Below are 25,643 nucleotides of genomic sequence, written 5' to 3' on the forward strand. Positions count from 1 at the left end.
AAGTGGCGATGCATCGTGGTCTTGGGGGATGACGATGTCATTGTATTCGTCGGGCATTGGGTCCTCCGGCAACGCCGCCCGCCATCCTGGAACGCCTGCCGGCAGGATTTGTTTCAAAGTTACTGCGCTTAAGAAGGAAGCCCTGAGCATCGATTGGGGCCTGATGTCCGGTTTCGACAGCGATGCCGTGCCACCGGGCAGTTCAAAGTGATTTTCATCTGCAATCTTTGGTTACGGCACGGGCAAGAACCGTTTCCGCGCGCGGCAAGGCTCGAATTCCACCAAGCATGCGCGGTCATCTGAACTCCAATCCGGCAACGCACACCGCTTGGCCGAGATCGACTATGGAGACTGACGTTGCCCCAAGTTTCTATCCAGATTTGAGTTCGTGGCCGGATATGGAGTAAAATTCAGGCCCGAGATTCCATTTCGCGGTGTTCGGAGAACTCCGCTTCACTGGGTATTTGTGCATCATTTATTGGGTAACGCCGCTCTTGGCGATGCGCTCTTCGAAACTCGGGGCCAAGCCCGACGTGCTGAAGCACTGGCCAGCGTCCATCGCGGCGGCAGCTTCTGGGCCAAGCGGATGCCTTTAGTTACTTGCGGACGTTTGATGTGGCGCAAAGGATCCGCAGAAGCTAACATAACTTTTTCTTGGAGGCTGTCGTGGGTACGAGACGTTTCAGAAAGCCCGTCATCGTTCAACCCGGCCGGATCGATCGCGACAGAGTTGTTGCGTCGGTATCCGACGCGGCCGAAGTTCTGCTGAGGGATTGGCCGACGCGGGAAGGCAAGTCGCGGCTCGCCGCAATCGAAGCATGCCTTGCCGTAATCCGTGGAGAAAAACCACCAAGGATAGCGCGCCAGGCGTTCATCGCTGCTGCCAAGGAGGCCAGGATATTGCTCGCGGAAGAAATTTAGGCTTATCGTGCGGCGGAGACCCTGCTCGGTCTGATCCAGCCTAACAGCCGCATCCAGTGCAGCGAGACGATGCCGGGCGGCGAGGCCAATGCGATCTTCTATCTGGTCGACCGGGCGGGGCTTGAGGGCGCAACCGCGACCTCCGGAGTCCTCGCTTGCGATGTCTGCTTTCAGGACGCGGAGAAGCTGATCTCTACGGCCGAGAGGCGCATTGCTGCCCTTCGCCACGCGGGAAATGGAGGGCCCAATGGCTCATCAACGTGAATTGAAAAATCTCCGACGATGCGGTCAGCGTAGCCGGGAACGTCGCAGTTGCGCCACAAATGCTCGGGGCGCTAGCCCGGGCTTTCCCCCTACCGACTCACGGGATAACAGCACCGCAGGCTGGTGGTGGTTAATGGCGCGTCGTGCATCAGCTTCGTCGACGAATGCTCTTTGTACGCCATTGGCGCCGCGAGCAGTTGTAGACGCCGCTCCATTCTGCACCTAGACAACTTTGCGAGGCTTTAATGGATGAAGGGCTCTTCGTTAAAGCATTGATTTTCTTCTCCGTTTTTGGTTTTGCGACACTCCGTCGCATGGTAGACAAACCCCTTGTTGAGCGGCCAGTTGACGGCCGTCCAAAATGATTATTAAGTTCGGTCACAGAACGAATTAATCGGAGCTGCTGTTGAACGACTTGCCGCGCATTTCTCGTCAGTTCTCCCAGCGCTCCGTCATGGAGGCGATCGTGCAAGGCGGGCCGATCTCGCGCGCTTCAATCGCAAAGCAGACCGGCTTGTCCAAGCAGACAATCTCCGAGATCGTCAGGACACTCGAGCAGGAAGGCTGGGTGCAGGAGACAGGGCGCACGAGCGGACATGTCGGACGCACGGCTGTCACTTACGAACTCGTATTTGACGCGGCCTACATCGCGGCCGTCGACCTCGGCGGCGCCAAAGTCCGGGTCGCCCTCACCGATCTTGCCTGCCAGATATTCGCAGAGGAAACGGCGCCGACCGATCCTCGGGGCGGACAGTTCATCGTCGACCAGATCGTGGATCTAGCGCTTCAGGCGGCCGAGAGGCACCGAATCTCGCGCACAAAGATAAGGCTGGCGGTGATTGGTGTTCCCGGTGCACCCGACAAGAAGACGGGCCGCGTCCTGCTTGCCCCGAATATTGCCGGCTTTGGCACGATGAATGTCGTTCGCGCTTTCGAGCAGGCATTCGGGGTTCATGTGATGATCGAGAACGATGTCAATCTGGCGGTGCTCGGCGAGAACTGGCAGGGGTGCGGCCGCGGTATCGACAATCTAGCCTTCATAGCGCTGGGTACCGGTATCGGCAGCGGCCTCATGGTTGCAGGCAATCTGGTGCGGGGCGCCAGCAATGCAGCCGGCGAGATGGGCTTTTTGCCGATTGGCGCCGATCCTTTCGCGCCGACATCGTTGCGCGCCGGCGCTTTCGAGCGCGTGGTCGCAACCAACGCCATGGTTGAACGCTACGCAACGCTGACGGGCAACATCGTCAATGTGCCGACGATTTTCCACGGTGCATTGGCTGGAGACAGGCATGCCGCGACGGTGCTCGACGAAACCGCGCGCTACCTCGCACAAGGCATTGTGGCCATAGCGGCAATTGCGAATCCGCAAAAGGTCGTCCTGGGCGGCTCGATCGGGCTGCGGCCGGAAATCCTGTTGCGCGTTAGGGACCTGCTGCCGCGCTGCTTCCCCTACCCTATCGCCGTTGAGGCCAGCGAACTCGGGTCGCGGGCAGCGCTCATCGGCGCTGCCGCCATCGGGCTCAGCCAGTTGCACAACACACTGTTCGGCGTCGACGCGCCCGACGGACGCATTTCGCTTCCCCCAGCCAGTTCGGCCGTGCTGCGCGAGGCCACGCTATGACCGCCTTAAAGGACATCACCGCCCGCTTGCGCGCCGCCCTCGATTGCGACGCAGCGGTGGAGCTTCTGCAGGGGGCAATCGGCCGCGAAAGCATAACCGGTCACGAAGAAAACTTTGTCGACTTCCTTGAAGACCGGATGCGCGTGCTTGGCTTGAGCGAAATTCGGCGTGCGGAATTCGCGCCCGGCCGGCCCAACGTCTGGGGTGAGCGCAAAGGTGCTGGCGCCGGGAAGCGGCTGCTCTTCATCGGCCACACCGATACGGTCCATGTCGAGGGCTGGCGCGAGCACTGGGCTGGCACCGCCAAGCAGCATCCGTTTGCCGCGCCAATGATCGACGGGCAGATCTGGGGCCGCGGCGCCGGCGACCTCAAGGCCGGCATCTGCTCCGCGCTGTCGGCACTCTCTCTGCTCGACACAGCCGACATCCAACTGGCCGGCGACGTTGCCTTTGCCTTCGTCGGCGACGAGGAGAGCGGCCAGCCTGGAACCGGCGTCTCCGCCGGCATCAAGGATTTCGTCGGCCGCATTGAGAGAGGCGAAGTCTTGGCGCCCGATTTCGTCGTCTATGTGGAGCCTACCCGCCTTTCGGTTTATCCGGCCCAAATTGGCTTCTTCATTACCGACATCACCATCACCGGACGATCAGCCTATTTCGGCGTACCCGAACTCGGCAAGGATGCCTTGCGTGCAAGCCACGCCGTCATGAGCGCGCTGTGGAAGCATTCGGAAGATGTTGCAACAAGAGCCGAGCACCCGCTGATTGGGCGTGGCTTCCTGCTGATCACCCGCCTTGCGGGCGGCGGCTACATCGCGGTGCCCGAACGCTGCACGTTGTCGCTGATCCGCAAGCTGTTGCCCGGCGAGTCGCTGGACGAGGCCGCCGCCGAAATCGAGGCAGTGGTGCGCGGCGCCATCACCGATCCCGAAATTATGTTGGCGTTCGCCTATCCGGCAGGCCGCGATCATCCGCTCGGGGGTAACGCCGCCGAGATTGCACCTGACAGGCCGGAGGTCGGCGCTCTTGCTGCCGCCATGGCCCGATCGATGGCTGGTCGCGGCGCCATCGAAGGCGCGCCATTCTGGTCAGAGTCATCATTTTTCACCAACCGGCTCGGCATCCCCGCCGTGTACTGCGCGCCAGGCGACATTCGCAACTGCCACACCTTCGACGAACACGTCGAGGTCGAGGAATATCTGGCCGGCGTCGTAGGCTTCGCCCGGTTCATGGTGGAGTATTGCGGCGTTACGGAATGAATGACAACTGAGAGCGAATGGGAGAACTATCATGCTGATAGACAGACTTGTTGCTACAGCACTTGCAGGCAGCCTGATGCTGGTGGCCGACGGTGCCGGCGCACAGACAGTAGGACCAAGCGGCGAGACGGCGACACCCAGCGCCGAGGTTAGATTGTCGGATGCAGACCTGGCCGCAGTAAAGGAGAAGGGCTACAAGGCGGCGCTGCTGTGGCACACCTCCTCCGACTTCACGAATGCGGTCACGTCCGGTGCCAAGGATGAATTTGCCCGTGCCGGCATTCAAATCGTCGCCACCACCGACGCGGGCTTTGACGCCGCGCGCCAGCGCAGCGACATCGAAACCGCGCTCGCGGCGAAGCCAAACGTCATCCTGTCGCTGCCCCTCGATCCGGTCACTTCGGCCGAGGCGTTCCGTCAGGCGCTCACCGACGGCACCAAGCTGGTATTCCTTTCCAATCTGCCGAAAGGCTACAAGCACGGAACCGACTATGCCGCCATCGTCACTGACGACCTGTTCCAGATGGGCAAGCAGGCGGCCGATGCACTGGCCAAGGCGCTCGATGGCAAGGGCAAGGTCGGCTACATCTTCCACGACGCCAGTTACTATGTGACGAACCAGCGCGACCAGGCTTTCAAGACAACGATCGAGAAGGATTATCCCGGTATCAAGATCGTCGCCGAGCAGGGGATCTCCGATCCGGCGCGGGCAGAAGAGTTGGCCAGCGCCATGCTCGTGCAGCATCCCGATCTTGACGGCATCTACGTCACCTGGGCCGAACCGGCCGACGGCGTGCTGTCGGCCTTGCGGGCAAGCGGAAACACCAAGACCAAGATCGTCACGCTCGACCTCGCCGAACCGGTGGCGCTCGATATGGTCAAGGGCGGTAATGTGACCGCACTGGTGGCCGACAAGGCGTATGAGCTCGGTCGCGCCATGGCCGCTGTCGGCGTCAAGGCGCTGCTCGGCCAGGAGACCCCGGCCTTCGTCGTTGCCCCGGCGCTTACCGTGACCAAGCAGAACGTTGCGCAGGGCTGGAAGGATTCGTTGAACCGTGACGCGCCGCAATCGGTGCTCGACGCGGCCAAATGACAGGCGAATGCCCGGCGGCCAATCAGGGCCGCCGACATCATAAAAACAAGGGGAACTGACATGCGCACAGCAATTGGAATGTTGTCGGCACTGGTAGCGCTCGCCGCCGCCAACGCCTTCGCAGCCGAGGGCACCACCACGGGACCGAACGGGGAAAAGCCGACGCCGGCAAAGAGCGTCGTGCTCACACCAGCTGAGGAGCAGCAGATCAAGGACGGCAAATACACCGCCGCGCTGGTCTGGCATGAGATGAGCGAATACACCAACGCGGTGAACAGCGGCGCCCAGGACGAGTTGAAGCGGCTCGGCATCAGGGTCGTCGCTCAGACCGACGCTGGCTTTGATGCGGCCCGGCAGAAATCCGACGTCGAGACAGTACTCGCCAAAAGGCCCTCTATTATACTGTCCCTACCGGTCGATCCCGCAAGTGCGGCCATCGTCTTTGATCCTGCGCGCCAGGCCGGCGTGAAATTGGGATTCGTCGACAATTCGCCGGCAGGCTACGTTCAGGACAAGGACTATGTGACCATCGTTTCGGACGACCTTTTCCAGATGGGCAACAAGGCCGGGATCGCAATGGCCGACGCGCTCGGCAAGCAGGGCAAGGTCGGCTACATCTTTCACGATGCCGATTTCTACGTCACCAACCAGCGCGATGGAGCATTCAAGCACACGATCGAGCAGGACTATCCGGACATGAAGATCGTGGCCGAGGCCGGAATGGCCGACCCCGCGCGCAGCGAGGAGATCGCGCAGGCGATGATCACACAGCACCCAGACCTCGACGGTATCTACGTTACCTGGGCTGAGCCGGCGCTTAGCGTGCTGTCCACATTGCGGGCGGCCGGCAACAGCCACACCAAGATCGTCACGCTCGACCTGAACGAACCGGCGGCATTGGACATGATGAAAGGCGGCAACGTTGCGGCACTCATCGCAGACGAAGCCTACGACATCGGCGTGACGCTGGCACGCGCCACGGCCGCCGCGTTGATCGGCAAGAAGGCCGCGCCGTTCATCGTGGTCGATTCCCTCGCCGTCACCAAGGACACTGTCAAGGACGGGTGGAAGCGGTCCCTCAACAAGGACGTGCCCGCGACCATCGCGGCCGCCATGAAGTAGCGGCAGACAATGGCGCCCCGCCGGAGGAAGTGAGAATGTCGAGTATCAACACCAGCCCCGGCCGGGCAGCGAGCTTGGTCAGCCGCTTCAACCTGCAGCAATATGTCGTCTATCTCGGATTTCTGACGATCTTCCTGTTCTTCGCGATCGTACTGAAGGACAGCGGTTTTCTGACGGTCCGCAACCTGTCGAACATCGTGCTGCAGACGGCACCCGTGACGATCATGGCGATCGGCCTCGTCTTTGTCATGTCGGCGGGCGAGATTGATCTTTCGATAGGTTCGATCGTTGCCGTGGCAGCCCTTGCCGCCGCGGTGGCGATAAACGCCTACGGCTTGTTGGCCGGGGTGCTGGCCGGCCTCGGCGCCGGCCTGCTGATCGGCCTGCTCAACGGCGCCCTCGTGGCTTACGTTAAGTTGCCTTCATTCCTGGTAACACTGGCGACGCTCGGGTTGTTTGCCGGGGTATCTCGCTCGATGACCGATTTGCGGTCGATCCCGGTCACCAACGACGCCTTCACCGGCTTCTTCGGCTCAGGTTCTTTGCTGGGTGTTCCGTCGTTGATCTGGTGGACGGTCATTGCCGTTGCGATCGCGCATCTCATCTTTCGCGAGACGCGCTTCGGCGCCCATGTGCTGGCCACCGGCGACAACAGCCGTGCCGCCAGTGTTTCCGGCATCAGCGTGGCGCAGATAAGGCTGGCCGTTCTGACCATAAGCGGCGGACTCGCCGGCCTTGCCGGGCTGCTCTATGCCGGCCGGCTGCAGGCTGCGAAATACACGCTCGGCGAAACCGACCTTATGACGGTGATAGCGGCCGTCATTGTCGGCGGAACCCTGCTTAACGGCGGCAAGGGATCGATTGTCGGTGCGCTGGTCGGCTCGCTTATGATGGGCATGCTGAACAACGGCCTCATCCTGATGGGCCTGTCCGTCTCCGACCAGATGATCGTGCGCGGCTTGATCATTCTTGCCGCCGTCGCCGTATCGCTGCGCGAAAAGTCCCGTTGAAGGAGTTTTGTCATGTTCCTCGATGTTCTGCGGCGCCGCAATCCGAGCTTTATAGAAAGCGCCACGCGCCTGCACCAGGAAGGAAAGCTGCCGGCTAATTCCTATGTGCTCGACCTCGATGCCGTCGAAAGCAACGGCCGGGTTCTGAAGCGCGAGGCCGACCGGTTCGGCCTGAAGATTTTCGCGATGACCAAGCAGGTCGGCCGCGCCAGTTCGTTCTGCCATGCGCTCAAGCGTGGCGGCATCGATCAGGCCGTTGCCGTCGACATGGCCTGCGCGCGGGCAACGCACAGAGCCGGCCTGAGGCTCGGTCATCTTGGCCACCTGCAGCAGATCGCAAGGCACGAGGCCAATGCGGCGGCCAAAACATTCAGGCCGGACTATTGGACCGTCTTCAACGACACCAAGGCTGAAGAAGCCGCTGCCGGCGCAAGGCTCGCCGGGTACACGCAAAACCTACTTGCCCGCATTCGCGCCGATGGTGACGTTTTCTACCGCGGCCACGAAGGTGGTTTTGAGGCGGCCGATATCGCCGCGGTCGCCGAAAAACTGGATGGTCTCGACGGCGCACGGTTCGCTGGTATCACCACCTTCCCGGCGCTGTTGTTCGACCAGACCACGCGAACGGTCCTGCCGACACACAATCTGGCGACACTGGGCAGAGCTGCCGAAGCGCTCGCCAAGTCCGGCCGCAGCGACATAGAGGTGAACGCGCCCGGCACAACGTCGAGTGTCCTGCTTGGCGCGCTGGCCGAAGCCGGCGCCACGCAATGTGAACCGGGCAATGGCTTGGCCGGCACCACCGCGCTGCACGTCATGGAGGATCTGCCGGAGCTCCCTGCCGTTCTGTATTTGACCGAGGTCTCGCATTTGTCTGGCGGCAAAGCCTACTGCCTGGGTGGCGGCTTCTATATCGATCCGATCTTTCCGGACTACGAGGTGAAGGCAATCGTGTCCGCAGAACCCACCACGGCCGCCGCCGCGCTCAGAAGCGTCGAGGTGCCGCCGCCTGCGGCAATCGACTATTACGCAATGATTGACGCTAGCGGCGCCAATGCTCCACGCCCCGGCGACACGGCGGTGTTCGGCTTTCGTGGCCAGGCGTTCGTGACCCGCGCCTACGTGGTCGGCATCTCCGGTGTCTCAAAGGGGGCGCCCCAAGTCGAAACGATCGAAAACGGTTTTGGCGAAACCGCTGCCTGGCCTGTCTAGGAGCAAGCGATGAACGCGACCACGACCGGCACGCCCCCTGTTTTGCAGCTGCGCGACATCCGCAAGAATTTCGGCGGCCTCACCGCCATCGAAAATTTCTCGCTCGAGCTCTATCCCGGCGAGATAGTAGCGTTGGTCGGCGATAACGGTGCCGGCAAGTCGACGCTGGTCAAGATCGTGACAGGGGTCCATGCTCCGACATCCGGGACGATCATCATCGAGGGGCAGGCGGTGGCAATGTCGAGCGCCACCATGGCGCGCGCACACGGCATTGAGGTGGTCTATCAGGACCTGGCGCTCGCCGATCAGCAGACCGTCTACATGAACATGTTTCTTGGCCGCGAGCCGGTGAACCGCTTCGGCCTGCTCGACCGACGCCGGATGATCGACGACACCGAAAAGCTGGTGAAGGATCTCGACGTTCGCATCCCATCGGCTCACGCCACCATCCGCGATCTTTCGGGCGGCCAGCGCCAGGGCGTGGCGATCGCGCGCGCCACGCACTGGGCAAGCAAGCTGATCCTGCTCGACGAGCCAACCGCCGCGCTCGGCGTTGCCGAGACCGCCAAGGTCGAGACGATTGTTCTGTCGCTGAAGCAGCGCAATATCGGCGTGCTGATCATCAGCCACAGCCTCGACCAGGTGTTCAGGCTCTCAGATCGGATCTGTGTTCTGAGACGTGGCAAACAGATCGGCGTGCGCAAGACCAGCGAGACCGACAAGAACGAGATTGTCGCCATGATCACCGGGCTTCAGCACTAGCCCGGTCCGACAGAGGCGCCGTTCAGACATTGCGTTACCCGAGCAGCGAGTGGCATGACTTCAGATCCACGACGAGGCCCCGGCCAGAGAATGTCGCCAGCATCAATCCAGCGCGCGCAGATAGCGGATGGGGCGCCCACCAGCAATCCGGTCGGCGGCTGTCGCTATGGAATTGGCGTCTATTCCGAAGTGCCGGTAAAGGTCACCGATTGTCCCCGACTGGCCAAAGTGCTCGACGCCGAGACTGCGCGTGCGATGGCCGTAGACTGAGCCCAGCCAGCCCAGCGCGGCCGGGTGGCCGTCGGCGACGGTGACGATGGCACAATGGGCCGGAAGCTCGGCGAACAACCTTTCGACATGGCTCCTGGCATGAACAAGGCCGCGCTCACGTGCACGGCTTGCCGCCGTCCAGCCTGCGTTCAGCCTGTCGGCCGAGGTCACGGCCAGAAGACCGACGTCGCGACGGTCCTCCGCCATCATGCCGACCGCCTCGATGGCTTCCGGCGCGACGGCGCCTGTATAGGCGACGATCACCTCGGGATTCGGACCCGGACGCCGCAGCCAATAGCCGCCGTCGACAATGTCCTGCTCAAGCTCAGGCTCCATGGCACGAATGATCTGCTCGACCGGGCGCGTCGAGAGCCGCAGATAGACCGAGCCGCCGGTCTGGTCGCGCAGCCAGGTGCGCTCCGATTGCACGGCTTCGCCGTCGCGCTGCATGTAATCCAGTGCAAAACGCGTGATGACGCTCAACTCATCGACGAATGCCGGCTCGTAAGCCGCAAGCCCGTCCTGCGCCATGCCGATCAACGGGGTGGCGATCGACTGGTGCGCGCCACCCTCCGGCGCCAGCGTGACGCCCGACGGGGTGGCTGCAAGGAGAAAGCGTGCATCCTGGTAGCAGGCATAGTTGAGCGCATCGAGACCGCGCTGGATGAACGGATCGTAGAGCGTGCCGATCGGCAACAGCCGTTTGCCGAAAATCGAATGCGACAGCCCGAGCGCCGACAGCAGAATGAACAAATTGTTCTCGGCAATGCCAAGCTCGATGTGCTGGCCGGAGGGGCCGAATTCCCATTTCTGTGCCGATGCTATGCGTTCGCTGCGGAAGGTGTCAGCAAGCGAGCGACGCCCGAACAGGCCGCGCCGGTTGACCCAGGGGCCGAGATTGGTCGAAACGGTGACATCGGGCGATGTTGTGACGATAGCGTCGGCAAGCGGCCCGCCGGCCCGTGCAATCTCGTCCAGGATCCTGCCGAATCCGACCTGGGTGGAGACGCTGCCCTTGCCTTCCGGGCCGAGGCGATCGGGGACGAGAATGCGTTGGGCGTGCCGGCGGCGCCGGCCTTTCGCGGCAAAAGGCACAGCATCAAGGAAACGTGTGAGATCAACCTTGCCGATATCCAGGCCTTCGAAGGCATCCCACTCCCGCCCCTCACCGATCGACAGCGAGGCGCGAAAGACTGCCATCTGATCCTTGGTCATCAGCCCGGCATGATTATCTTTGTGGCCGGCCAGCGGCAGGCAGAAACCCTTGATGGAATAAGCGATGAAGCACGTCGGCCGGTCGTTGCCGCGCGCCGTCTCGAAAGCTTCGATCAGGCACTGCAGGTCGTGGCCGCCGAGATTTGTCATCAGCGCGGCGAGTTCGGCATCGGAGCGCCGGTCGACAAGCGATTTCAGGCCCGGCTTTTCGCCCATGTCGGCAAGCAGCCGCTTGCGCCAGGCGCCGCCGCCTTGAAAGGTCAGCGCCGAATAAAGCTGGTTCGGGCAGGCGTCGATCCAGGCCCTCAGCGCCTCGCCGCCCGGCTCGGCAAAAGCGGCTTCGAGCAGCTTGCCGTATTTCAGGATGACCACATCCCAGCCGAAATTCCTGAAGATGCTTTCGAAGCGTTCCCAAAGGCCTTCGCGCACAACGGCATCGAGGCTCTGGCGATTGTAGTCAACGATCCACCAGCAATTGCGAACGCCGTGTTTCCAGCCTTCGAGCAGCGCCTCGAAGATGTTGCCTTCGTCCATCTCGGCATCGCCGAGCAGCGCCACCATGCGGCCCTCGGGCATATTTTGGTCGCGAGCGCCGAGATAATCCTGCACAAGCGAGGCAAACAGCGTCTGCGCGACGCCGAGACCTACGGAACCGGTGGAGAAATCGACGTCGTCGACATCCTTGGTCCGCGACGGATAGCTTTGCGCGCCACCGAAGGCGCGAAATCCTTCGAGTTTCTCCCTGGTCTGATTGCCCAGAAGATACTGGATGGCGTGAAACACTGGCGAAGCATGCGGCTTCACCGCGATGCGGTCGTCCGGCCTCAGCACCGAAAAACAAAGCGCGGTCATGATCGTCACAAGCGAGGCCGAGGACGCCTGGTGTCCGCCAACCTTCAAGCCGTCCGTGTTTTCGCGCAGGTGATTGGCGTTATGGATCATCCATGTCGACAGCCAGAGCACCTTTTTCTCCAGCGCCGAAAGTGCCTCCAGTTTTTGTTTGTCCATGCTGCAAGACTCTCGGTTACGATCGTCGCAATCATAGGGCTGAGCAAGAACCGATTGTCGCTAAACTTGCATGAGAATGGCAGCTGCGTTAGCTGGTTTCAGCAATATCGACCAATGGAGTAACGTTCCATGCCAAAAACTCGACTAGACGGTATCGACCGAAAGATCATTGCTGCGCTGCAGGTCGATGGCAGGATGACGGCCCAGCAGCTTGCCGAGCGGGTCGGCCTTTCGGCCTCCCCCTGCGCCCGCCGGGTCCGGCTGATGGAGGATATGGGCGTGATCACCGGCTATGCCGCTCTGATCGACCAGGACATGGTCGATCTGCCGATCTCGGTGTTTGCCTCGATCAAGCTTGAGCGCCAGCGCGAGAACGAGCTGAAGCGGTTCAACGCGGCAATCGCGCGCTGGCCGGAGGTGGTCGATTGCTATCTGATGACTGGCCAGCGCGACTATCTGCTGCGTGTGGTGGTGCGCGACCTGCACGCCTATGAGCGCTTCCTGAAGGAAAAGCTGACGCGGCTCGATGGCGTCTCCTCGATCGAGTCCAGCTTCGCGCTTGCGCAGATCAAGCGGTCGAACCGGCTGCCGGTCGAGACATGATTTTTCCAAACGTTGGCAAGTCCATCGCTTAAATTCTCCGGTTTCGAACAGCCCGATTTCGCCCGGTGGTGACTGGAGCGGCCGTTTTTGCGATTAGCGTTTCGGCTGACAGGTAGATGCACCATCGCCGGCATCCACCAACTTGTCTGCCAGGCAGCATGTTCGTTCGAGGCGTAACGCCCAACGGCGGCCGCGGTCAGGCCAGCCGCTTGATTGGCGTTTCGGCCCAAAGCACGGGGTCGGTTATGCGGTAGAATTGTCGCGTCGCGGCCAAGGCAGACGGGCCGACGTCGACCATCACGCCGATGATGGTCATGTCGTCGCACTTGAATGAAGACCCAAGCTGCTTTGGGCACCAGCCGATCGATGCCAAGCGGTCGAACCAGTAGTCCTCACAGACGATCGTCAGATTGCCTATGCCTCTTTGAATGCAGAATTCCAGAATTCCGCAGTAGATCACGCCGGCGGCCTGGCAGGGTCGACCAGGCTCGCGAGAATCCCGGGCCACGAAAAATCTCGTCCACTCATAGATATCGGCTCGGCGTGGAACGCCACCTTCGGCAAGTTGCGGAAAGATTTCGCTCATCAGATGCGGACTGAGGCTCGGCACCAGGCGGGATCCGGCAACGACACCTCTTCCCGGCTGGATGCCGAGCAGATGAATCGCTTCTGGTGTATCAAAGGGGTCGATCTCGCGACTGTTGGGGCGCCTCAACTCGTGCCAGCCACGTTCATCGACATAGATTTCATGTCGCAGGCGGAAGTAACTGTCGAGATCCCCTCATAGGCAAAGCTGTTTGACGCATCGACAACGTGGACCTGAATCATTGCGGTTCCTCGAGATGGAACCCCATCCGACCACGCGACGATTGCCCATGAAATACCCAGATCTGAGGATGGATCAAAGTTCGATTTCGCGCCTGCGATAAGCCTCGACAATGGCGTGCACGACGTTGGCGGTGCTGAGCTTCTGCTTGATGTTGCGCAGATGGGTCGTCACGGTGTTTTCCGAAATGCCAAGTATTCGGGAAACCTCCCATGCGGTCTTCCCGCCGGCGACCCACTGCAGGATTTCACGCTCCCGTTGGGAAAGCTTTTGTCTCGGCCGCCCGAGCGAGCTGCCAACGAGTCGTTCGGCAGCCGAGTAGGCATGGCGCGCAAGCGCATGAACGGTGCAGCGCACCGTCGGCGCCAAATCAATTTCGCGTCCGGCAACCGTTACGCAGGCCGGATTGCCAAATGAAGCCTGGATTGGGATGCAGATCCCGTCCCAAAGCCCAAATTCTTTTGCCTCATCCATCACCCTCCTGGCATTGCCGTTCGTCAAGCCGTGATGGACGTCCCTCCAAAGGAACGGCCCGATCGCACCACGGCACAAAGCAACGCAAGGGTCATGACGATAGTGCCCGGCAGCCATGTAGTGGTCGTACCATTCCCCCGGCCAACCGTTGACGAGGATGTGTCCATCCAGCGATCCGGTGTCCTGGCGTGGCAATTCGGTGACGAGACAGGCTGCATAGCCATGACGTTCGATGCTCTTGCGCAGTTGCCGAATGATTTCGGCGACGCTGCTTGCACGATCAATCAGCGCGGTTGCTTCAAAGATTTGCGCTAACTGGTGCTGTAAGACGCTCCCATGAACTGCCGGCATTTCACGCCCCTTCAATGTACTGAGACAAAGAAAGAATAAATGAGTTGGCCGCGACCGCAACATGCGGCATGACGTTTGACTACTATAGTAGGTGGCACTAAAGGGCGCGTTCTGACTGCCTCGCAGCATGAGGCTTAGGTCGGTTTTTGCTCGCAATCTGAGGTTGCTTCGCCAAGGTACCGGCTTGTCGCAGGAACAGCTCGCGGACCTTGCCGGCCTTGATCGAAACTATGTCGGCAAGCTCGAGCGGGAGGAGAACTCACCGACCCTCGATACCTTGGAGGTACTGGCGTTGGCATTGCAGGTTGACGTGGAGCAGCTCGTCCGTCGCAACTCGCCGTAATCCACCGGCTAAGAGGCCGCGGGAGGATCAGGATTTTCTGCTGCGTCGCCCACGTTGCACCACAGCTGGGGCGTCTTTGCCTGGCCGTTTGGTCAATTCCGCGATGTCGACGCTTAATGCAGTGGCAAGCTTTGCAAGCGACAGAAGTGTGGGGTTGCGCCGGCCGGCCTCCAGACCACTCAGGTAGGCGCGCGTGAACCCTGAACGGAACGACAGTTCCTCCTGAGAGAGGGCTTGTGCGCGCCGAATCCTCTGTACGTTCAAGCCGACAACCACCCGTAGGTCCATGAGGGCATGGTCGTCGCTGCGTACACTTTAGGACGACACACTATAGTGAACATTCGTCATTGACAGACGCCGCCATTGCTGCTTTTCTCATCATATTGCGGAACGCCATTCCGAAATAAGGAACGCCAGTGACAGGAAATCTTTCGTTGGAACGTGGCCTTGCGGTTCTTAATGTCCTCAAGGAAGCGGACGAAGCGGTCGGGGTGCGCGAACTCGCCCGCCGGCTTGAGCAGAGTGCTCCCGCCGTGCAGCGAATTCTGAACACCCTGGCAGAGCAGGGCTATGTCGAGCAGTCGCCAGACTCGCGGCGCTACCGGCTCGGTCACTCTGTTCTCGCGCTGGCGCGGAAGGTCCTGGACAGAGATCGCCTGGTTGGTTTGGCAGAAATCGAACTGCAGGCGTTGGCCGCCGAAGGTTGCCTCAATGCATTCCTGGGCATCAGGCGGGGCAATCGCGGTATTTATCTCCTGACCGTGCAAAGCAAGAGTCCGGTCGTCATTCGCTCGTCACCCGGCGAAATGTTCCCCTTGCACTCCACCGCGCTGGGTAAGGCACTCCTGATGGAGCTGAGCGGCGATGCAGTTGTTGGAATTCTCGGACGGGGTCCGCTGGAGCAGGTTGCCGTACGCACCGTCACGGATCCGCACAAGCTCATCGCTCAGATCAGAGCCTCCGAGTCTATCGGCTACACAACCTCCCTGGACGAGAACTTTACCGGGTTGATCGCTGTCGGCGCACCGCTTCGCGATGCATCAGGCATGATCATTGCGGCGATAAGTGTGGCCTACCCCCGGTCTGTGGGGCCGCATGTGGAGATCGGCGAGACTGGAGAGGCAGTAATGGCGGCTGCGGCGCGCATCTCTGCCGGCCTCGGCTTTCCGGAAGCAAAACAGGCTCGGGATTCCCACCATGCTGCTTAACGAGGCCCGCCTGCAACAATGCATGTCGGCAGCCGGGCTTGATGCCGTTATAGCCACGACACCGGAAAACGTGACCTATATGAGCGGCTTCTGGGCTCTGCCGCAATGGATTCGTCGTGGTCCGCAGACTTATGTAATGTGGCCGGCTCCGGACAAGGGCACGCCTGAAATCATCACCAGCACCAGCACGCTCGACCTCATTGCCGATCAGGAAGTCTGGGTTAGCAAGGTGCGGCGCTACGGCGACTTTTACGCCGATGTCGGTTCCTCGACCACCGTGGACCGCGCCAATGAACGACACCTCCAGCTTCGCGACCTGCCGAGGCATGGCGATGCAATTGCGGCTTTGATCGCGGCATTGGAAGAAGCCCGGCTCGGCCGCGGGCGGATAGGCATAGACGAGGCGGGGCTCGCGCCAGGATACCAGGAAACCCTCAGAGCCCATTTTTCCAATGCGTCGTTCCTACCAGCGACGGCGCTGCTTCGCGAGGTTCGTGCCGTAAAGACGGCAGATGAAATCGAACGGCTCGGCCAGGTTGCCCAGATTGCCGAACGCTCCATTCAAGCCGCCCTCGCCCTTGCTCAGGAAGGCGCCACCGAAGCCGATCTGGCGCGCGCTTTTCACGTCAGGACGGTCGAGGAAGGCGCCCTGCCCGTACTGGGATGCATCGGCTTTGGCGAGCGCAGCGCGCTCATCAACGTCCAGCCGTCCGACCGCAAGTTGGGCGCTGGAGAAATCATCCGCTTCGACGTCGGTGGCCGGTTTCGGCACTACCGCGCCGACATTGCCCGCATCGCCACGCTGGGCGAGCCGCCGCCGCAGGCGCATCGGCTACAGCAGGCGCTGCTGCGCGGCGTTCAGCATGCCTGCGATATTATCCGGCCCGGCATGCCGGCAGCACAGCTCTTCGAGACGGTGGTGCGTGTGGTTCAGAGCGAAGGAATTGCCCACTACGAGCGCGATCACGTCGGCCATGGCATCGGCCTTGATGGTTACGATGCGCCGACGCTCTCGGCGCGCAGTACAGACGTCCTTGAAGAAGGAATGGTGCTGTGCGTGGAGACCCCCTACTACGAAATCGGCCGCTGGGGACTCCAGGTGGAGGACATGGTGGTTGTTCGCCGGCGCGGAGTGGAGCGGCTGACGCAGACGCACGATGCAATCACCCGGGTTCCGTTATGAGCCGCGCGGCAGGTTTTTCCTGTATTCGATGCGGCGCCTTGTTCCCGATCGATACCAAAATCGACTCACGCGGCTGCCCGATATGCTGCGCCGAAGCGCCAGCCAATCTTAAGGTCGTCTACGATCCATCCGGAGCTAGGTCGGCCGCTTCCGCAGCGGTTGCCGCGCTGCCCTCGCTATGGCGCTATGCCGACACGCTTCCTTGTGGGCTCGGCGATGCAATCTCCCTTGGCGAGGGCCTGACGCCGCTGCTGAGCGCCGAGAGGCTGGGAAAGCAGCTCGGCGTCCCCAAGCTTCTTATCAAGGACGAGGGCGCAAACCCTACGTGGTCCCACAAGGACCGCTTCTCGACCGTGGCGGTGTCCATGGCACGTTTGAGTGGCGCACGTGTGGTGGCGACTGCTTCGTCGGGCAACGCCGGGGCCTCACTTGCCGCCTATGCTGCACGGGCGGGCCTGAAATGCGTCGTTGTCACATTCTCAGGCACCGCCGGCGCAATGCTGGCGCAGATCCGCAAATACGGCGCAAGCGTCATATCCCTGGCCGACAAGTCCCATCGCTGGCCATTGCTTGCCGCTGGTACCGAGCGCCTCGGATGGTTTGCGACGTCCCCGTTTCACAACCCCGTGGTGGGCAGTCATCCTGTCGGGATCGAGGGCTACAAGACCTTGGCTTATGAGATCGTCGAACAGATGCACGGAGCCGTGCCGGACTGGTGCGCCGTGCCTGTTTGCTATGGCGACGCGCTTGCCGGGCTCTGGGCGGGATTCAAGCATCTTCTCAGCCAAGGCAGGATCGATCGGTTGCCGAGACTCGTGGCGGCGGAAGTGCACGGATCCTTGGCAAAGGCGCTTGCCGGCAAGGCCGATCTGGTCGCCGAGGTTCCCGCGGGTTTCGACACGCTTGCCATCTCGATCGGCACCACACGCAGCACGTTTCAGGCGCTCAACGCGCTGCGTGAATCCGGCGGCATGGCGATGCCGGTCGGCAATTTCGGCCTGATAGCCATGCAGCAGCAGCTTGCGGCCACGGAGGGAGTGTTTGCCGAGCTTGCCTCGGTGACGCCATTTGCAGCTATTGAATCCTTGAGATGCGAGGGCACGATCGCGCGGTCGGACAGCGTCGTTGCCATCGTGACGGCGAGCGGCCTCAAGGATTTGGATCGTTCGACCGGCGCGGGCCAAGCACAACAATCGTTTCGGTCAGTTGCCGAAGCGTGGGAACACCTTGCCCAGGACAGCGACTATTTCACGCCCTCTGATGAACAACGCGCGGCCAAGATGTCCTGAAGAGAAGATAGAGACGATCATGAACAGATACGACTTCTGATCGACTGATGATCTCGTCCACCACTGGACGGAATTGCGACTTCCAAAAGCTATCCACGAGAGGCAAATTCAACTCGCTTAGCGAGCGGAATCTCGATTCAAACATGATGAAAGGGGAATTTTCATGCTTCGCAAAACACTCATCGGCTGGCTCGCAGCCCTCGGCGTCGCGACGGCAACTCAGGCGATGGCTGAGGAAACCCTCAGGGTCGGCGTCACGCCAACCGGGGTGCCGTTCACGTTTATCGACACGGCAACCCGAAAGCCGACTGGCGCGATGGTCGATCTGGCAAGTGCGATTGCCGCGAACCTTGGTACGACCGCCGACTTCCAGGTAAACGCTTTTCCAGCCCTGATCCCGGCATTGACGACCGACAAGATCAATCTGATTTCCGCCAGCATGTTCATAACAGACAAGCGCAAGCAGGTGATCGATTTCAGCACGCCGGTTTACGCCTATGGCGAGGCGATGTTTGTTGCTGCCAGCGACAGCAAGAACTACACGATCGAAGAGCTGAGAGGTGAGACCGTGGGGGCGCAGATCGGCTCGACCTACGCCGACGCCCTGGAAGCGCTTGGCGTCTTCGGTCAAGTCAAGCTCTACGACTCAATCGCTGACATGATGCGCGATGTGGTCCTGGGCCGCATCAAGGCCGGCTTTGGTGACGCCCCGATCGTCGCATATCAGCTTTCAAAGAACCCCGAACTGGGAGTTCGCCTCGTCGACGGCTATCGGCCGATGAAGCAAGGCGAAGTCGCGTTAGCGGTCGCCAAGGAAAATCCGCTGCTTCTCGAAAAGGTGAATGCCTCAATCACCAAGCTGAAGGAAAGCGGCGAATTAAGCCGAATATTCGCCAAATATGGCCTCTGAAGCCATCCCGCATTGAGCTCGAAACAAGCGTCGGCTGGCAGGACCATAGGATCGCATCGCAATGACCGGCTGTGAGAGCCGGGGAACGTGCCAAGAGGAAGCCGGCCATGACCAATTTCATCGCCCACGCAACGGAATATCTACCGCTTCTTCTTCAAGGCGTTTGGCTGACCGTCGTGATAACCTTTCTTGCGCTGTGTCTTGCGACGGCGCTCGGCCTTGTCTTGGCGCTGTTCAGGACATCGGGGATACGCTGTGTCAGCGTGCCGACGCGGCTCCTTGTCGACTTCGTGCGCGGCATACCACTGCTGGTGGTTCTCTTTTATATCTACTTTGTCGCGCCCGAGATCGGCATCAACCTGACTGCGCTCCAGGCCGGCACGATCGGGCTGGGCCTGGCTCACTCCTGCTATCTCGGGGAAACCTTCCGCGCGGGCATCGAGGCGGTCGACAAGGGTCAGGTCGAAGCGGCAAAATCGATCGGGATGGAGCGTCCGTTGATGATGCGCCGCGTCGTGCTGCCGCAGGCAATCAAGATTATCCTGCCGCCTTACGCCAACAACATGATCATGCTGCTGAAGGATTCCTCGCTTGTATCGGTGATTTCGGTTCAGGAGTTGACCATGCAGGGTAAGATGCTTGCGTCGTCCACATTCGACAACATGACAGTTTTTACCTTGGTGGCACTGCTTTACCTGTGCCTGACGGTTCCGCTGAACCTGTTTATGCACAGAGTCGAGAGCTATCTTGGGGCGGCGGGATGATCACTTTCGACGACGTGCACAAGTCCTTCGGCGCCCATGAAGTCCTCAAGGGAATCAACGCCGAGATCGCCAAGGGACAGGTCGTATGTCTGATCGGGCCCTCGGGTTCCGGCAAATCGACGCTTCTACGATGTGTGAACGGGCTTGAAACCTATCAGCGCGGTCGCATCAGCATCGACGGGACGGTGGTGGATGCCGCCTCGCCCCAGGTTCACGCCATCTGCAGCCGCGTTTCCATGGTTTTCCAACGCTTCAACCTGTTTCCGCACCGCACCGCCCTGGAAAACGTCATGGAAGGGCCGCTCTACGTGCTGAAGGAAAATAGGAACCAGGTCCGCGAGCGGGCCATGGCATTGCTCAATCGCGTCGGCTTAGCCGACAAGACGAATGCCTATCCCGCCTCATTGTCGGGCGGCCAACAGCAGCGCGTGGCCATCGCCCGCGCCCTGGCGATGCGCCCACAGGCCATTCTTTTCGACGAACCCACCTCCGCACTTGACCCGGAAACGGTCGGCGAGGTCCTGCAGGTCATGCGCGCGCTCGCAGACGAGAACATGACCATGCTCGTGGTTACGCACGAAATTCAGTTCGCGCGAGAGGTTTCCGATAGCGTCCTCTTTCTCGACGGCGGCCGGATCGTTGAGCAAGGCCCGGCTAAGGAGCTCCTTCGATATCCCAAACACGAACGCACTAGGGATTTTCTTCACCGGGTCATGCACCCTGTCTGACCCTGGTCGATGTGGTTTGTCGCCTTGCCTGAATTCGGAACTGTCACTGCGTAGGGAACCAGCCATCCATCTCTGCGAGGACGGCGTTTAAAGTTCTGCGGTTCCAAGGGAATCTCGTCCACGCCGTCTCTTCGGCCGGACGAATTTGCGTGAGAACAGTTGGTTCAAGAGGAATTGAGATTGGCCAATCCTTCAAACCGGCGAGCCAGTCGGAGTTGTAGACTGTATCGGAATGACGATGCCCTTCATCTGGCATTATCACGACGGTGGAGGCTTCCGGATTTTGCCTGGCGAACCAGGCGCCGACCAAGGCTGCGGCGCCGCTGGTCGGCCCCATGAACAGCCCGTGATCACGAAACAGTCCATGCGCCATTGCGTAAGCCGGCAATGCGCCCACCCAATGAATATCGTCGATCATCTCATGACGAACATTTTCCGGCAAAACACTGTTGCCGAGCCCGCGCAGCATGCGACGTCCGACAGGCTGGCCAAAGAGCATGCTTCTGTGGGTATCGACAGCAATCATCCTGAGATCAGGAAAGAGCTCACGAAGGAAGCCTCCGGTTCCACAAAGCGATCCCCCAGTGCCCACGCAGCCGACGAGGCAATCGATACGGCCGAATGATCGGACAACGAGGTCGGCCAGGCGCGCGTAGGCAAGGCGGTTTTCCGGACTGTCGTATTGTCGAGGCCAATACGTGCCCGGGCTATCTTGCAGGGTCTGCTGAAGATACTGGAGCCGACCGCGCTGATTGCCGTCTCCTTGAGGATCGTCGATGGCCATGACTTTGGCACCAAGTTGTTCCAGTCGCCGCCTGAGTTTCAGGTCGATGAGGCTGGAGGCGGTGACAAGTGTAAGCGCGTAGCCACGAACCGCAGCTAGCATTGCGATGGCTAGGCCGAATGTGCCCGACGTCGTTTCGATGATGTGACCTTCCTGCCTGAGGCGTCCTGATGCTTCCGCCTGATCGACCATGAACCGGGCGGGGATCAGCTTCATGAGGGAAAAGCAGGCGGCGTTGAGGTTAGGTGCGAGTTGGGCAAAACGCGGCGTTTCATAGGCGCGTAAATAGTCTTGCGCCGCGCTCACTGGATTGGCCCCGTTTCGGCATTAAGGGCAAACGTATGGACGCCTTGGAGGCCTGCGCCGCTCACCTGCCTTGCCAGCTCAGCAGCGCGCATGGCCGCCCTGGGCGCAGCCGCGTCCAGAAGGATGCCGATCAATGTTCCGCTATGCGCCACCTGCACACCGCACGCGTCATGCGCCCGTGCTATATCCAAAACGGTATTGAAGGATGACTTCGGCAGATGCCTCTGACTGATACTGGCGCTGATGGTTGCGACACGTCCAAGCAGGCGGGGATCTTGTTGCCGGATGGAGCGGTTCGCCAGTCCCCGCAGAACACGGAACAGCCCGATTTCCTCACCATCGTAGCGTGCCCGCGGCATGGTTAGCGTATCGATCGGCCGGGCACTGCCGTCCCTGAGACCTACCAAGAGAAGGGGCGGGAATTCGCCACCGAAGTGTTCGATCGTACGGCCTTCCCGCTGGGCGAAGAGAAGGGGTTGGTCGCCGTAGGCAATGGCATCGCTTGCACCTTCCGCGGCCACCGCCAGTCGCGCAATCGTTGACTGGCGCAGCGTGAGGCCCGCTGCAGCTGCCACCGCACGAATCGCAGCAATGACGTCTGCGGTCGAGGAACCGTAGCCATGCCCTATCATAATAGGGCTTTCGATCGTAAGTTCTCCACCTCCTTCAGCTATTCCGATATGCGCGAGCGTGAGGGCCGCCGCGCGAGCCGCTTTGGTCCGGTTTGCAGGCCGCGGTCGAATCCCAGTTTGTTCATGCGGCCAGAAAGTCGCTAGCGACTCTTGCGACGTGAGCGGCAGGGTTACGAGTCCGCGACAAAGCCTTCCGTTTTCCCCTTCAAAGACGCCTTGGAGGAATTCCCCATGATGGGCGTGCGCTCGTCCGACTCCTACCGCCAGAGGCAGCCTGATAGCCTCGTTGTTGTCCGAGCTTGTCCGATGGCCAGATCTCGTCATCCTCGTCTTTGTCACCACGTCATCTCCTCACCTGGAATTGACAGATGATGCTTATGACTGATCCATGCTGTCACTCGCCAAATCTTGGTAGTGGCAAGGCAAGCGCATCATGCAAAGATACGGGCAAGATCGACCCCACCAATTGGGGCGCCCAATAATGGACTAGACACAGCAGCACTCACCGAGCGCGGTTGGCCATGCGGACAACCGTCCAAAACGAGCGCGCCATGCACGTGTCTTCATTATTGTTCTTGTAAGGAGGGTTGGACTGCTCACCCTGTGTCAATAGTGAGATTTGGCGATAGCCCGCAGCGGCCAAAAGCGCTCAAACGCGTTTTGTCGCCAACTTGACTTTGAGCAGAGATGCGGAGCTCCATCCAACTTGCGACCCTCAATTATGCACTTGTGGTCGCGGAGGAGGGCAGCTTCCTTCGCGCCTCGCGACGCACAGGGATCGATCACTCCGCGCTCAGCAGGCGCATCCGCGATCTGGAATACGCGGTGGGTACGAGGATATTTCATCGCCATGCCCGCGGCGTCGGCCCAACCCCGGCCGGCGAGCGCTTCCTGGAGCGTCTGCGCTCCGTGCTGCTCGAGCTCGACAACACGCTCACTCTGGCCAGGTCCGGCACCAGAGATGACCAACAAAAGCTTTCCATCGGTTCCAACGGGATCATCCGCGCCGGGCGGGCCTTGGATGCAATCATCGAGTTCGGGCAATCTCATCCCAATGTGACCGTCAGCTTGACAGAGAGTCCTTACCCTTCGCCTGAGGCTGCTCTGGGTGCCACCCAGGTCGACGTGGTCGTGACCTCCTCCTCCCGGTTTACCGGCAGCGCGTTCGAATTGACGCTGTGGAAAGACACTCTGGCTGTCGTTCTTGCTTCAAATCATTCTCTCGCCAGCCGTTCCGTGATCGAGTGGCACGAGTTGCACCAGGAAACGCTGCTGGTACGCAGGGGCGAAGCATTTCTGCTCGCCGACGCTGTTGGACGCAGCGTGCAGCGTCCTCCAATCCTCAAATATCACGTCAGTGCAGGCATCTTTTGCGCCTCGTCGGAAACGGGCTTGTAGTCGCTCTGATCCACGACCGAGATGCCGACAGGGTTCTTAAAGATGCGATCTGTCGTAAGCTGCGGATCGGGGGCAAACCAATTCAGATCTCCAGTTTAGCCCGTTGGCGATCCGACAACGCCAATCCTGCCTTACCGATCTTCGTCGCGTTCCTGCGCGATCGGTATTCGTCCTGACAGTTATCCGACCGTCATGGTCGGACAATCAACCCGGTTTCAGAGTCCGTCGTGCCTTGGCGAATGCTCTGTTTATTGTGATGAACCGGGTCAGCATCGGCGGGATCGGTTCCGGGCCAATCTCACAACGAAGACGTCGGCGCTTTCAAGCCCTTGGCTCTGCGCGTCTTGCACGGCTGGGCTGCCGGTTTCCTTGCAAAACTGGAACTATACTCCATAATTGCAAGGATAATTGGACGCCGCATCAGCATAGAACTCACCGAGACGCTGGACAGCATGCCCGCTGTTGCGCTGCTCGGGCCGCTTCAGGTCGGCAGACAACCCTGGCGCCGGAAATAGCCGAACGGCGTCCTTCGATCTACCTTGACCTCGAGTCGGACGCCGACCGCGCACGGCTTGCCCAGCCGGAGCTTTATTTGGCCGAGCATCAGGACAAGCTGGTTATCCTCGACGAGGTCCACCGGCTACCGAACCTGTTCCAGAAACTGCGCGGGCTGATCGACCGCGGTCGGCGTGGCGGTCGCAAAGCCGGCCGCTTCCTGCCAAAATCTAACGCTTGGCACCCAACTAAACTGCCGCTCAGAGGTGGACAGCGGCTGTTTGTTTTGTCCAGCCGAACGGGCAAGGAGCGCCAGGAGCTGCCATTCCCGGCGCTTCTCCAAACCTGACCTTCGCGCTACGGCTTGAGTCGACCCCGAGCGGAAGTTCGTTCGTCGAGGGCGAATTCACGCCGATGACCCGAACCGACCCTTCCCGGGGCGATTTGGCGGCCCGAAAGCTGACCTTTAGCGGAACCGGGGGTCGTGACCCTGAAGCGACATTCGCGCTGAGGTGGACAGCGAGTCTCGTTGACTGGCTGCCGCATCGGCGCATAGTCGTCGACCAGCACGATGCCCCATTTGGGGAACAGTCGTATGAGGGGAGGCAGGCCATGGAAGTCGCCGGTGGCGCTGGTGCCGACGTTCACGTCCCGTATATTCTCGTCCATTCCGATCGCGAGATCAGGCGTCTCAGCCATCAGGCGGACATCATTAACCCGATCACGCGAAGAATCTTGCTCTCTGCGGGCATGAGCCCCGGGATGCGCGTGCTCGACGTGGGCTGTGGCGCGGGTGATGTTACATTCCTGGTTTCCGAGATGGTTGGCAGCGAAGGTCAGGTCATCGGCGCAGATCGGGCTCCAGCGGCCCTGGCGGCGGCGGAGCGGCGTGCGGCGGCGCATCCGATCCAGAACGTCAGCTTCCGTGAAGGCGATCCCGCGGCACTCTCGTTCGACCGACCGTTCGACGCCGTGATCGGCCGCTACATTTTGATGTTTCAAGCCGATCCTGTGGCCATGCTGCGTGGCGTCGCTCGTCATCTCCGGCCTGGAGGGACCATCGTCTTCCATGAGCCGGATTGGGACGGCTGTCGATCCAGCCCGCCGGCGCCGACCTACGACCAATGCTGTCGATGGATCGTCGAGACGTTCCGGCGCAGCGGTATCGAGACCAATATGGGTATCAAGCTCGATGCGGCATTCCGCGCGGCTGGATTGACCGCGCCCTCAATGCGTATGGAGGCGGTTGTTGGGGGAACCAATGGCGGCTTCGACTGGTCACACCAGACCGCCGAACTCATTGTCACGATGCTGCCGGATATCCAGAGCCGGGGCGTTGCGACGGCCGCTGAGGTCGATATTGAAACTTTGGGACAGCGGATGCAGCGCGAAATCGAGGCGGGTAGCGTCATCGTGAGCCGTTCGGAAGTAGGCGCCTGGTCGCACGCCTAGAGCTAGTCATGACACTGGGCGGCTGCCTCTCACGAAAGACTAAGGCGCATGTCCGCTCTTGTGATGGGTTTCGGATGCCGGCCGTCTACTGAGATGGCGTGGCTCGAGGCCGGCGTCCGGAAGCCTCCAGGGAAGGAACCCGC

General features: G+C 60.8%; 26 protein-coding genes. 19 read left to right on the forward strand and 7 right to left on the reverse strand.

The features are described 5' to 3' along the window. Positions 1–211 (forward strand): hypothetical protein (locus NKJ32_RS31335; protein WP_352829956.1); only part of this gene is annotated, 211 nt, incomplete at its 5' end. A 260-nt stretch (positions 212–471) separates the two neighbouring features. On the opposite strand, the gene NKJ32_RS35635 is transcribed toward NKJ32_RS31335, so the two are convergent. Next, positions 472–1,149, reverse strand: a complete 678-nt coding sequence (locus NKJ32_RS35635; RefSeq protein ID WP_502898114.1) for a hypothetical protein — start codon at positions 1,147–1,149, stop codon at positions 472–474. A gap of 442 nt (positions 1,150–1,591) precedes the next feature. Between NKJ32_RS35635 and NKJ32_RS31345 the strand changes: the two genes are divergently transcribed. The 7 genes from NKJ32_RS31345 to NKJ32_RS31375 are packed head-to-tail and all read left to right on the forward strand — an operon-like array spanning position 1,592 to position 9,261. After that, positions 1,592–2,806, forward strand: coding sequence for an ROK family transcriptional regulator (locus tag NKJ32_RS31345; protein WP_352595423.1), 1,215 nt, complete (start codon positions 1,592–1,594; stop codon positions 2,804–2,806). Next, positions 2,803–4,062 (forward strand): M20 family metallopeptidase, encoded by a 1,260-nt coding sequence (locus NKJ32_RS31350; protein WP_352595424.1) that lies wholly within the window; start codon positions 2,803–2,805, stop codon positions 4,060–4,062. The genes NKJ32_RS31345 and NKJ32_RS31350 overlap by 4 nt, the downstream gene beginning before the upstream one ends. 31 nt (positions 4,063–4,093) lie before the next feature. Further along, positions 4,094–5,155 carry a substrate-binding domain-containing protein gene (locus NKJ32_RS31355; protein ID WP_352595426.1) on the forward strand — a complete coding sequence of 354 codons (1,062 nt, stop codon included), beginning with the start codon at positions 4,094–4,096 and terminating at the stop codon, positions 5,153–5,155. 60 nt (positions 5,156–5,215) lie between these two features. Next, a complete protein-coding gene (locus NKJ32_RS31360) occupies positions 5,216–6,277 on the forward strand; it encodes a substrate-binding domain-containing protein (RefSeq protein ID WP_352625025.1) in 1,062 nt (353 codons plus the stop codon). A gap of 35 nt (positions 6,278–6,312) precedes the next feature. Continuing rightward, complete coding sequence (locus NKJ32_RS31365; protein WP_352595430.1) at positions 6,313–7,287, forward strand: ABC transporter permease; 975 nt, start codon at positions 6,313–6,315, stop codon at positions 7,285–7,287. A gap of 12 nt (positions 7,288–7,299) precedes the next feature. Next, positions 7,300–8,499: an alanine racemase gene (locus NKJ32_RS31370; protein ID WP_352595431.1), complete on the forward strand. Its 1,200-nt coding sequence runs from the start codon at positions 7,300–7,302 to the stop codon at positions 8,497–8,499. A gap of 9 nt (positions 8,500–8,508) precedes the next feature. Then, on the forward strand, positions 8,509–9,261 hold the full coding sequence (locus tag NKJ32_RS31375; RefSeq protein WP_352458022.1) for an ATP-binding cassette domain-containing protein: 753 nt from the start codon (positions 8,509–8,511) through the stop codon (positions 9,259–9,261). A gap of 102 nt (positions 9,262–9,363) precedes the next feature. Here the strand turns inward: NKJ32_RS31375 and NKJ32_RS31380 are convergent, their stop codons facing one another. Beyond that, positions 9,364–11,754 carry a thiamine pyrophosphate-binding protein gene (locus NKJ32_RS31380; protein WP_352829958.1) on the reverse strand — a complete coding sequence of 797 codons (2,391 nt, stop codon included), beginning with the start codon at positions 11,752–11,754 and terminating at the stop codon, positions 9,364–9,366. A 129-nt stretch (positions 11,755–11,883) separates the two neighbouring features. On the opposite strand from NKJ32_RS31380, the gene NKJ32_RS31385 reads away from it, so the two are divergent. Further along, the gene (locus NKJ32_RS31385; RefSeq protein ID WP_352595435.1) at positions 11,884–12,357 is read left to right on the forward strand and encodes an Lrp/AsnC family transcriptional regulator; all 474 of its coding nucleotides are present in this window, start codon (positions 11,884–11,886) and stop codon (positions 12,355–12,357) included. A 196-nt stretch (positions 12,358–12,553) separates the two neighbouring features. On the opposite strand, the gene NKJ32_RS31390 is transcribed toward NKJ32_RS31385, so the two are convergent. Together NKJ32_RS31390 and NKJ32_RS31395 are read right to left on the reverse strand one after the other, a co-directional pair. After that, positions 12,554–13,114 (reverse strand): acyl-homoserine-lactone synthase, encoded by a 561-nt coding sequence (locus NKJ32_RS31390; RefSeq protein WP_352829960.1) that lies wholly within the window; start codon positions 13,112–13,114, stop codon positions 12,554–12,556. Positions 13,115–13,258: 144 nt separating this feature from the next. Further along, the gene (locus NKJ32_RS31395; protein ID WP_352595439.1) at positions 13,259–14,008 is read right to left on the reverse strand and encodes an autoinducer binding domain-containing protein; all 750 of its coding nucleotides are present in this window, start codon (positions 14,006–14,008) and stop codon (positions 13,259–13,261) included. A gap of 127 nt (positions 14,009–14,135) precedes the next feature. Between NKJ32_RS31395 and NKJ32_RS31400 the strand changes: the two genes are divergently transcribed. Beyond that, positions 14,136–14,351 carry a helix-turn-helix domain-containing protein gene (locus NKJ32_RS31400; protein WP_352595442.1) on the forward strand — a complete coding sequence of 72 codons (216 nt, stop codon included), beginning with the start codon at positions 14,136–14,138 and terminating at the stop codon, positions 14,349–14,351. A 27-nt stretch (positions 14,352–14,378) separates the two neighbouring features. Here NKJ32_RS31400 and NKJ32_RS31405 read toward each other — a convergent pair whose 3' ends face one another. Next, a complete protein-coding gene (locus tag NKJ32_RS31405) occupies positions 14,379–14,639 on the reverse strand; it encodes a helix-turn-helix domain-containing protein (protein WP_352595445.1) in 261 nt (86 codons plus the stop codon). Between the two features lie 146 nt (positions 14,640–14,785). Between NKJ32_RS31405 and NKJ32_RS31410 the strand changes: the two genes are divergently transcribed. From NKJ32_RS31410 to NKJ32_RS31435, 6 genes are all read left to right on the forward strand, one after another. Then, the gene (locus tag NKJ32_RS31410) at positions 14,786–15,559 is read left to right on the forward strand and encodes an IclR family transcriptional regulator (RefSeq protein ID WP_352595448.1); all 774 of its coding nucleotides are present in this window, start codon (positions 14,786–14,788) and stop codon (positions 15,557–15,559) included. After that, complete coding sequence (locus NKJ32_RS31415; protein ID WP_352625029.1) at positions 15,549–16,742, forward strand: M24 family metallopeptidase; 1,194 nt, start codon at positions 15,549–15,551, stop codon at positions 16,740–16,742. Before NKJ32_RS31410 ends, NKJ32_RS31415 begins: the two co-directional genes overlap by 11 nt. Further along, positions 16,739–18,031 carry a threonine synthase gene (locus NKJ32_RS31420; RefSeq protein WP_352595453.1) on the forward strand — a complete coding sequence of 431 codons (1,293 nt, stop codon included), beginning with the start codon at positions 16,739–16,741 and terminating at the stop codon, positions 18,029–18,031. Before NKJ32_RS31415 ends, NKJ32_RS31420 begins: the two co-directional genes overlap by 4 nt. 226 nt (positions 18,032–18,257) lie before the next feature. Next, a complete protein-coding gene (locus NKJ32_RS31425; protein WP_352829961.1) occupies positions 18,258–18,941 on the forward strand; it encodes an ABC transporter substrate-binding protein in 684 nt (227 codons plus the stop codon). Positions 18,942–19,048: 107 nt separating this feature from the next. Then, complete coding sequence (locus tag NKJ32_RS31430) at positions 19,049–19,705, forward strand: amino acid ABC transporter permease (protein ID WP_352595458.1); 657 nt, start codon at positions 19,049–19,051, stop codon at positions 19,703–19,705. Beyond that, positions 19,702–20,433 (forward strand): amino acid ABC transporter ATP-binding protein, encoded by a 732-nt coding sequence (locus tag NKJ32_RS31435; protein WP_352595461.1) that lies wholly within the window; start codon positions 19,702–19,704, stop codon positions 20,431–20,433. The genes NKJ32_RS31430 and NKJ32_RS31435 overlap by 4 nt, the downstream gene beginning before the upstream one ends. A 43-nt stretch (positions 20,434–20,476) precedes the next feature. On the opposite strand, the gene NKJ32_RS31440 is transcribed toward NKJ32_RS31435, so the two are convergent. Both NKJ32_RS31440 and NKJ32_RS31445 read right to left on the reverse strand, forming a co-directional pair. Next, positions 20,477–21,523, reverse strand: coding sequence for a cysteine synthase family protein (locus NKJ32_RS31440; protein WP_352595463.1), 1,047 nt, complete (start codon positions 21,521–21,523; stop codon positions 20,477–20,479). Continuing rightward, on the reverse strand, positions 21,520–22,479 hold the full coding sequence (locus tag NKJ32_RS31445; protein ID WP_352595472.1) for a GHMP family kinase ATP-binding protein: 960 nt from the start codon (positions 22,477–22,479) through the stop codon (positions 21,520–21,522). The genes NKJ32_RS31440 and NKJ32_RS31445 overlap by 4 nt, the downstream gene beginning before the upstream one ends. Positions 22,480–22,842: 363 nt before the next feature. On the opposite strand from NKJ32_RS31445, the gene NKJ32_RS31450 reads away from it, so the two are divergent. The 3 genes from NKJ32_RS31450 to NKJ32_RS31460 all read left to right on the forward strand — a co-directional run bounded on the left by NKJ32_RS31450 (position 22,843) and on the right by NKJ32_RS31460 (position 25,500). After that, on the forward strand, positions 22,843–23,553 hold the full coding sequence (locus tag NKJ32_RS31450; RefSeq protein ID WP_352595466.1) for a LysR family transcriptional regulator: 711 nt from the start codon (positions 22,843–22,845) through the stop codon (positions 23,551–23,553). A 256-nt stretch (positions 23,554–23,809) separates the two neighbouring features. Continuing rightward, positions 23,810–24,397 (forward strand): AAA family ATPase, encoded by a 588-nt coding sequence (locus NKJ32_RS31455; RefSeq protein ID WP_352595474.1) that lies wholly within the window; start codon positions 23,810–23,812, stop codon positions 24,395–24,397. Between the two features lie 263 nt (positions 24,398–24,660). Next, on the forward strand, positions 24,661–25,500 hold the full coding sequence (locus NKJ32_RS31460; protein ID WP_352595469.1) for a class I SAM-dependent methyltransferase: 840 nt from the start codon (positions 24,661–24,663) through the stop codon (positions 25,498–25,500). Positions 25,501–25,643 lie beyond the last annotated feature (143 nt).

The sequence above is a fragment of the Mesorhizobium sp. M0159 genome, from assembly GCF_040322295.1.
Classification (GTDB): domain Bacteria; phylum Pseudomonadota; class Alphaproteobacteria; order Rhizobiales; family Rhizobiaceae; genus Mesorhizobium.

What these genes read in the sequence shown, in the direction of transcription:
- NKJ32_RS31365 (WP_352595430.1), top strand. Translation starts at nt 6,313, where the DNA reads ATGTCGAGTATCAACACCAGCCCCGGCCGGGCAGCGAGCTTGGTCAGC.
- NKJ32_RS31355 (WP_352595426.1), top strand. Translation starts at nt 4,094, where the DNA reads ATGCTGATAGACAGACTTGTTGCTACAGCACTTGCAGGCAGCCTGATG.
- NKJ32_RS31455 (WP_352595474.1), top strand. Translation starts at nt 23,810, where the DNA reads ATGAACCGGGTCAGCATCGGCGGGATCGGTTCCGGGCCAATCTCACAA.
- NKJ32_RS31380 (WP_352829958.1), bottom strand. Translation starts at nt 11,754, where the DNA reads ATGGACAAACAAAAACTGGAGGCACTTTCGGCGCTGGAGAAAAAGGTG.
- NKJ32_RS31350 (WP_352595424.1), top strand. Translation starts at nt 2,803, where the DNA reads ATGACCGCCTTAAAGGACATCACCGCCCGCTTGCGCGCCGCCCTCGAT.
- NKJ32_RS31405 (WP_352595445.1), bottom strand. Translation starts at nt 14,639, where the DNA reads ATGGACCTACGGGTGGTTGTCGGCTTGAACGTACAGAGGATTCGGCGC.
- NKJ32_RS31445 (WP_352595472.1), bottom strand. Translation starts at nt 22,479, where the DNA reads ATGACGAGATCTGGCCATCGGACAAGCTCGGACAACAACGAGGCTATC.
- NKJ32_RS31420 (WP_352595453.1), top strand. Translation starts at nt 16,739, where the DNA reads ATGAGCCGCGCGGCAGGTTTTTCCTGTATTCGATGCGGCGCCTTGTTC.
- NKJ32_RS31425 (WP_352829961.1), top strand. Translation starts at nt 18,258, where the DNA reads ATGGCTGAGGAAACCCTCAGGGTCGGCGTCACGCCAACCGGGGTGCCG.
- NKJ32_RS31460 (WP_352595469.1), top strand. Translation starts at nt 24,661, where the DNA reads ATGGAAGTCGCCGGTGGCGCTGGTGCCGACGTTCACGTCCCGTATATT.
- NKJ32_RS31430 (WP_352595458.1), top strand. Translation starts at nt 19,049, where the DNA reads ATGACCAATTTCATCGCCCACGCAACGGAATATCTACCGCTTCTTCTT.
- NKJ32_RS31450 (WP_352595466.1), top strand. Translation starts at nt 22,843, where the DNA reads ATGCGGAGCTCCATCCAACTTGCGACCCTCAATTATGCACTTGTGGTC.
- NKJ32_RS31415 (WP_352625029.1), top strand. Translation starts at nt 15,549, where the DNA reads ATGCTGCTTAACGAGGCCCGCCTGCAACAATGCATGTCGGCAGCCGGG.
- NKJ32_RS31395 (WP_352595439.1), bottom strand. Translation starts at nt 14,008, where the DNA reads ATGCCGGCAGTTCATGGGAGCGTCTTACAGCACCAGTTAGCGCAAATC.
- NKJ32_RS31360 (WP_352625025.1), top strand. Translation starts at nt 5,216, where the DNA reads ATGCGCACAGCAATTGGAATGTTGTCGGCACTGGTAGCGCTCGCCGCC.
- NKJ32_RS31375 (WP_352458022.1), top strand. Translation starts at nt 8,509, where the DNA reads ATGAACGCGACCACGACCGGCACGCCCCCTGTTTTGCAGCTGCGCGAC.
- NKJ32_RS31370 (WP_352595431.1), top strand. Translation starts at nt 7,300, where the DNA reads ATGTTCCTCGATGTTCTGCGGCGCCGCAATCCGAGCTTTATAGAAAGC.
- NKJ32_RS31400 (WP_352595442.1), top strand. Translation starts at nt 14,136, where the DNA reads ATGAGGCTTAGGTCGGTTTTTGCTCGCAATCTGAGGTTGCTTCGCCAA.
- NKJ32_RS31385 (WP_352595435.1), top strand. Translation starts at nt 11,884, where the DNA reads ATGCCAAAAACTCGACTAGACGGTATCGACCGAAAGATCATTGCTGCG.
- NKJ32_RS31435 (WP_352595461.1), top strand. Translation starts at nt 19,702, where the DNA reads ATGATCACTTTCGACGACGTGCACAAGTCCTTCGGCGCCCATGAAGTC.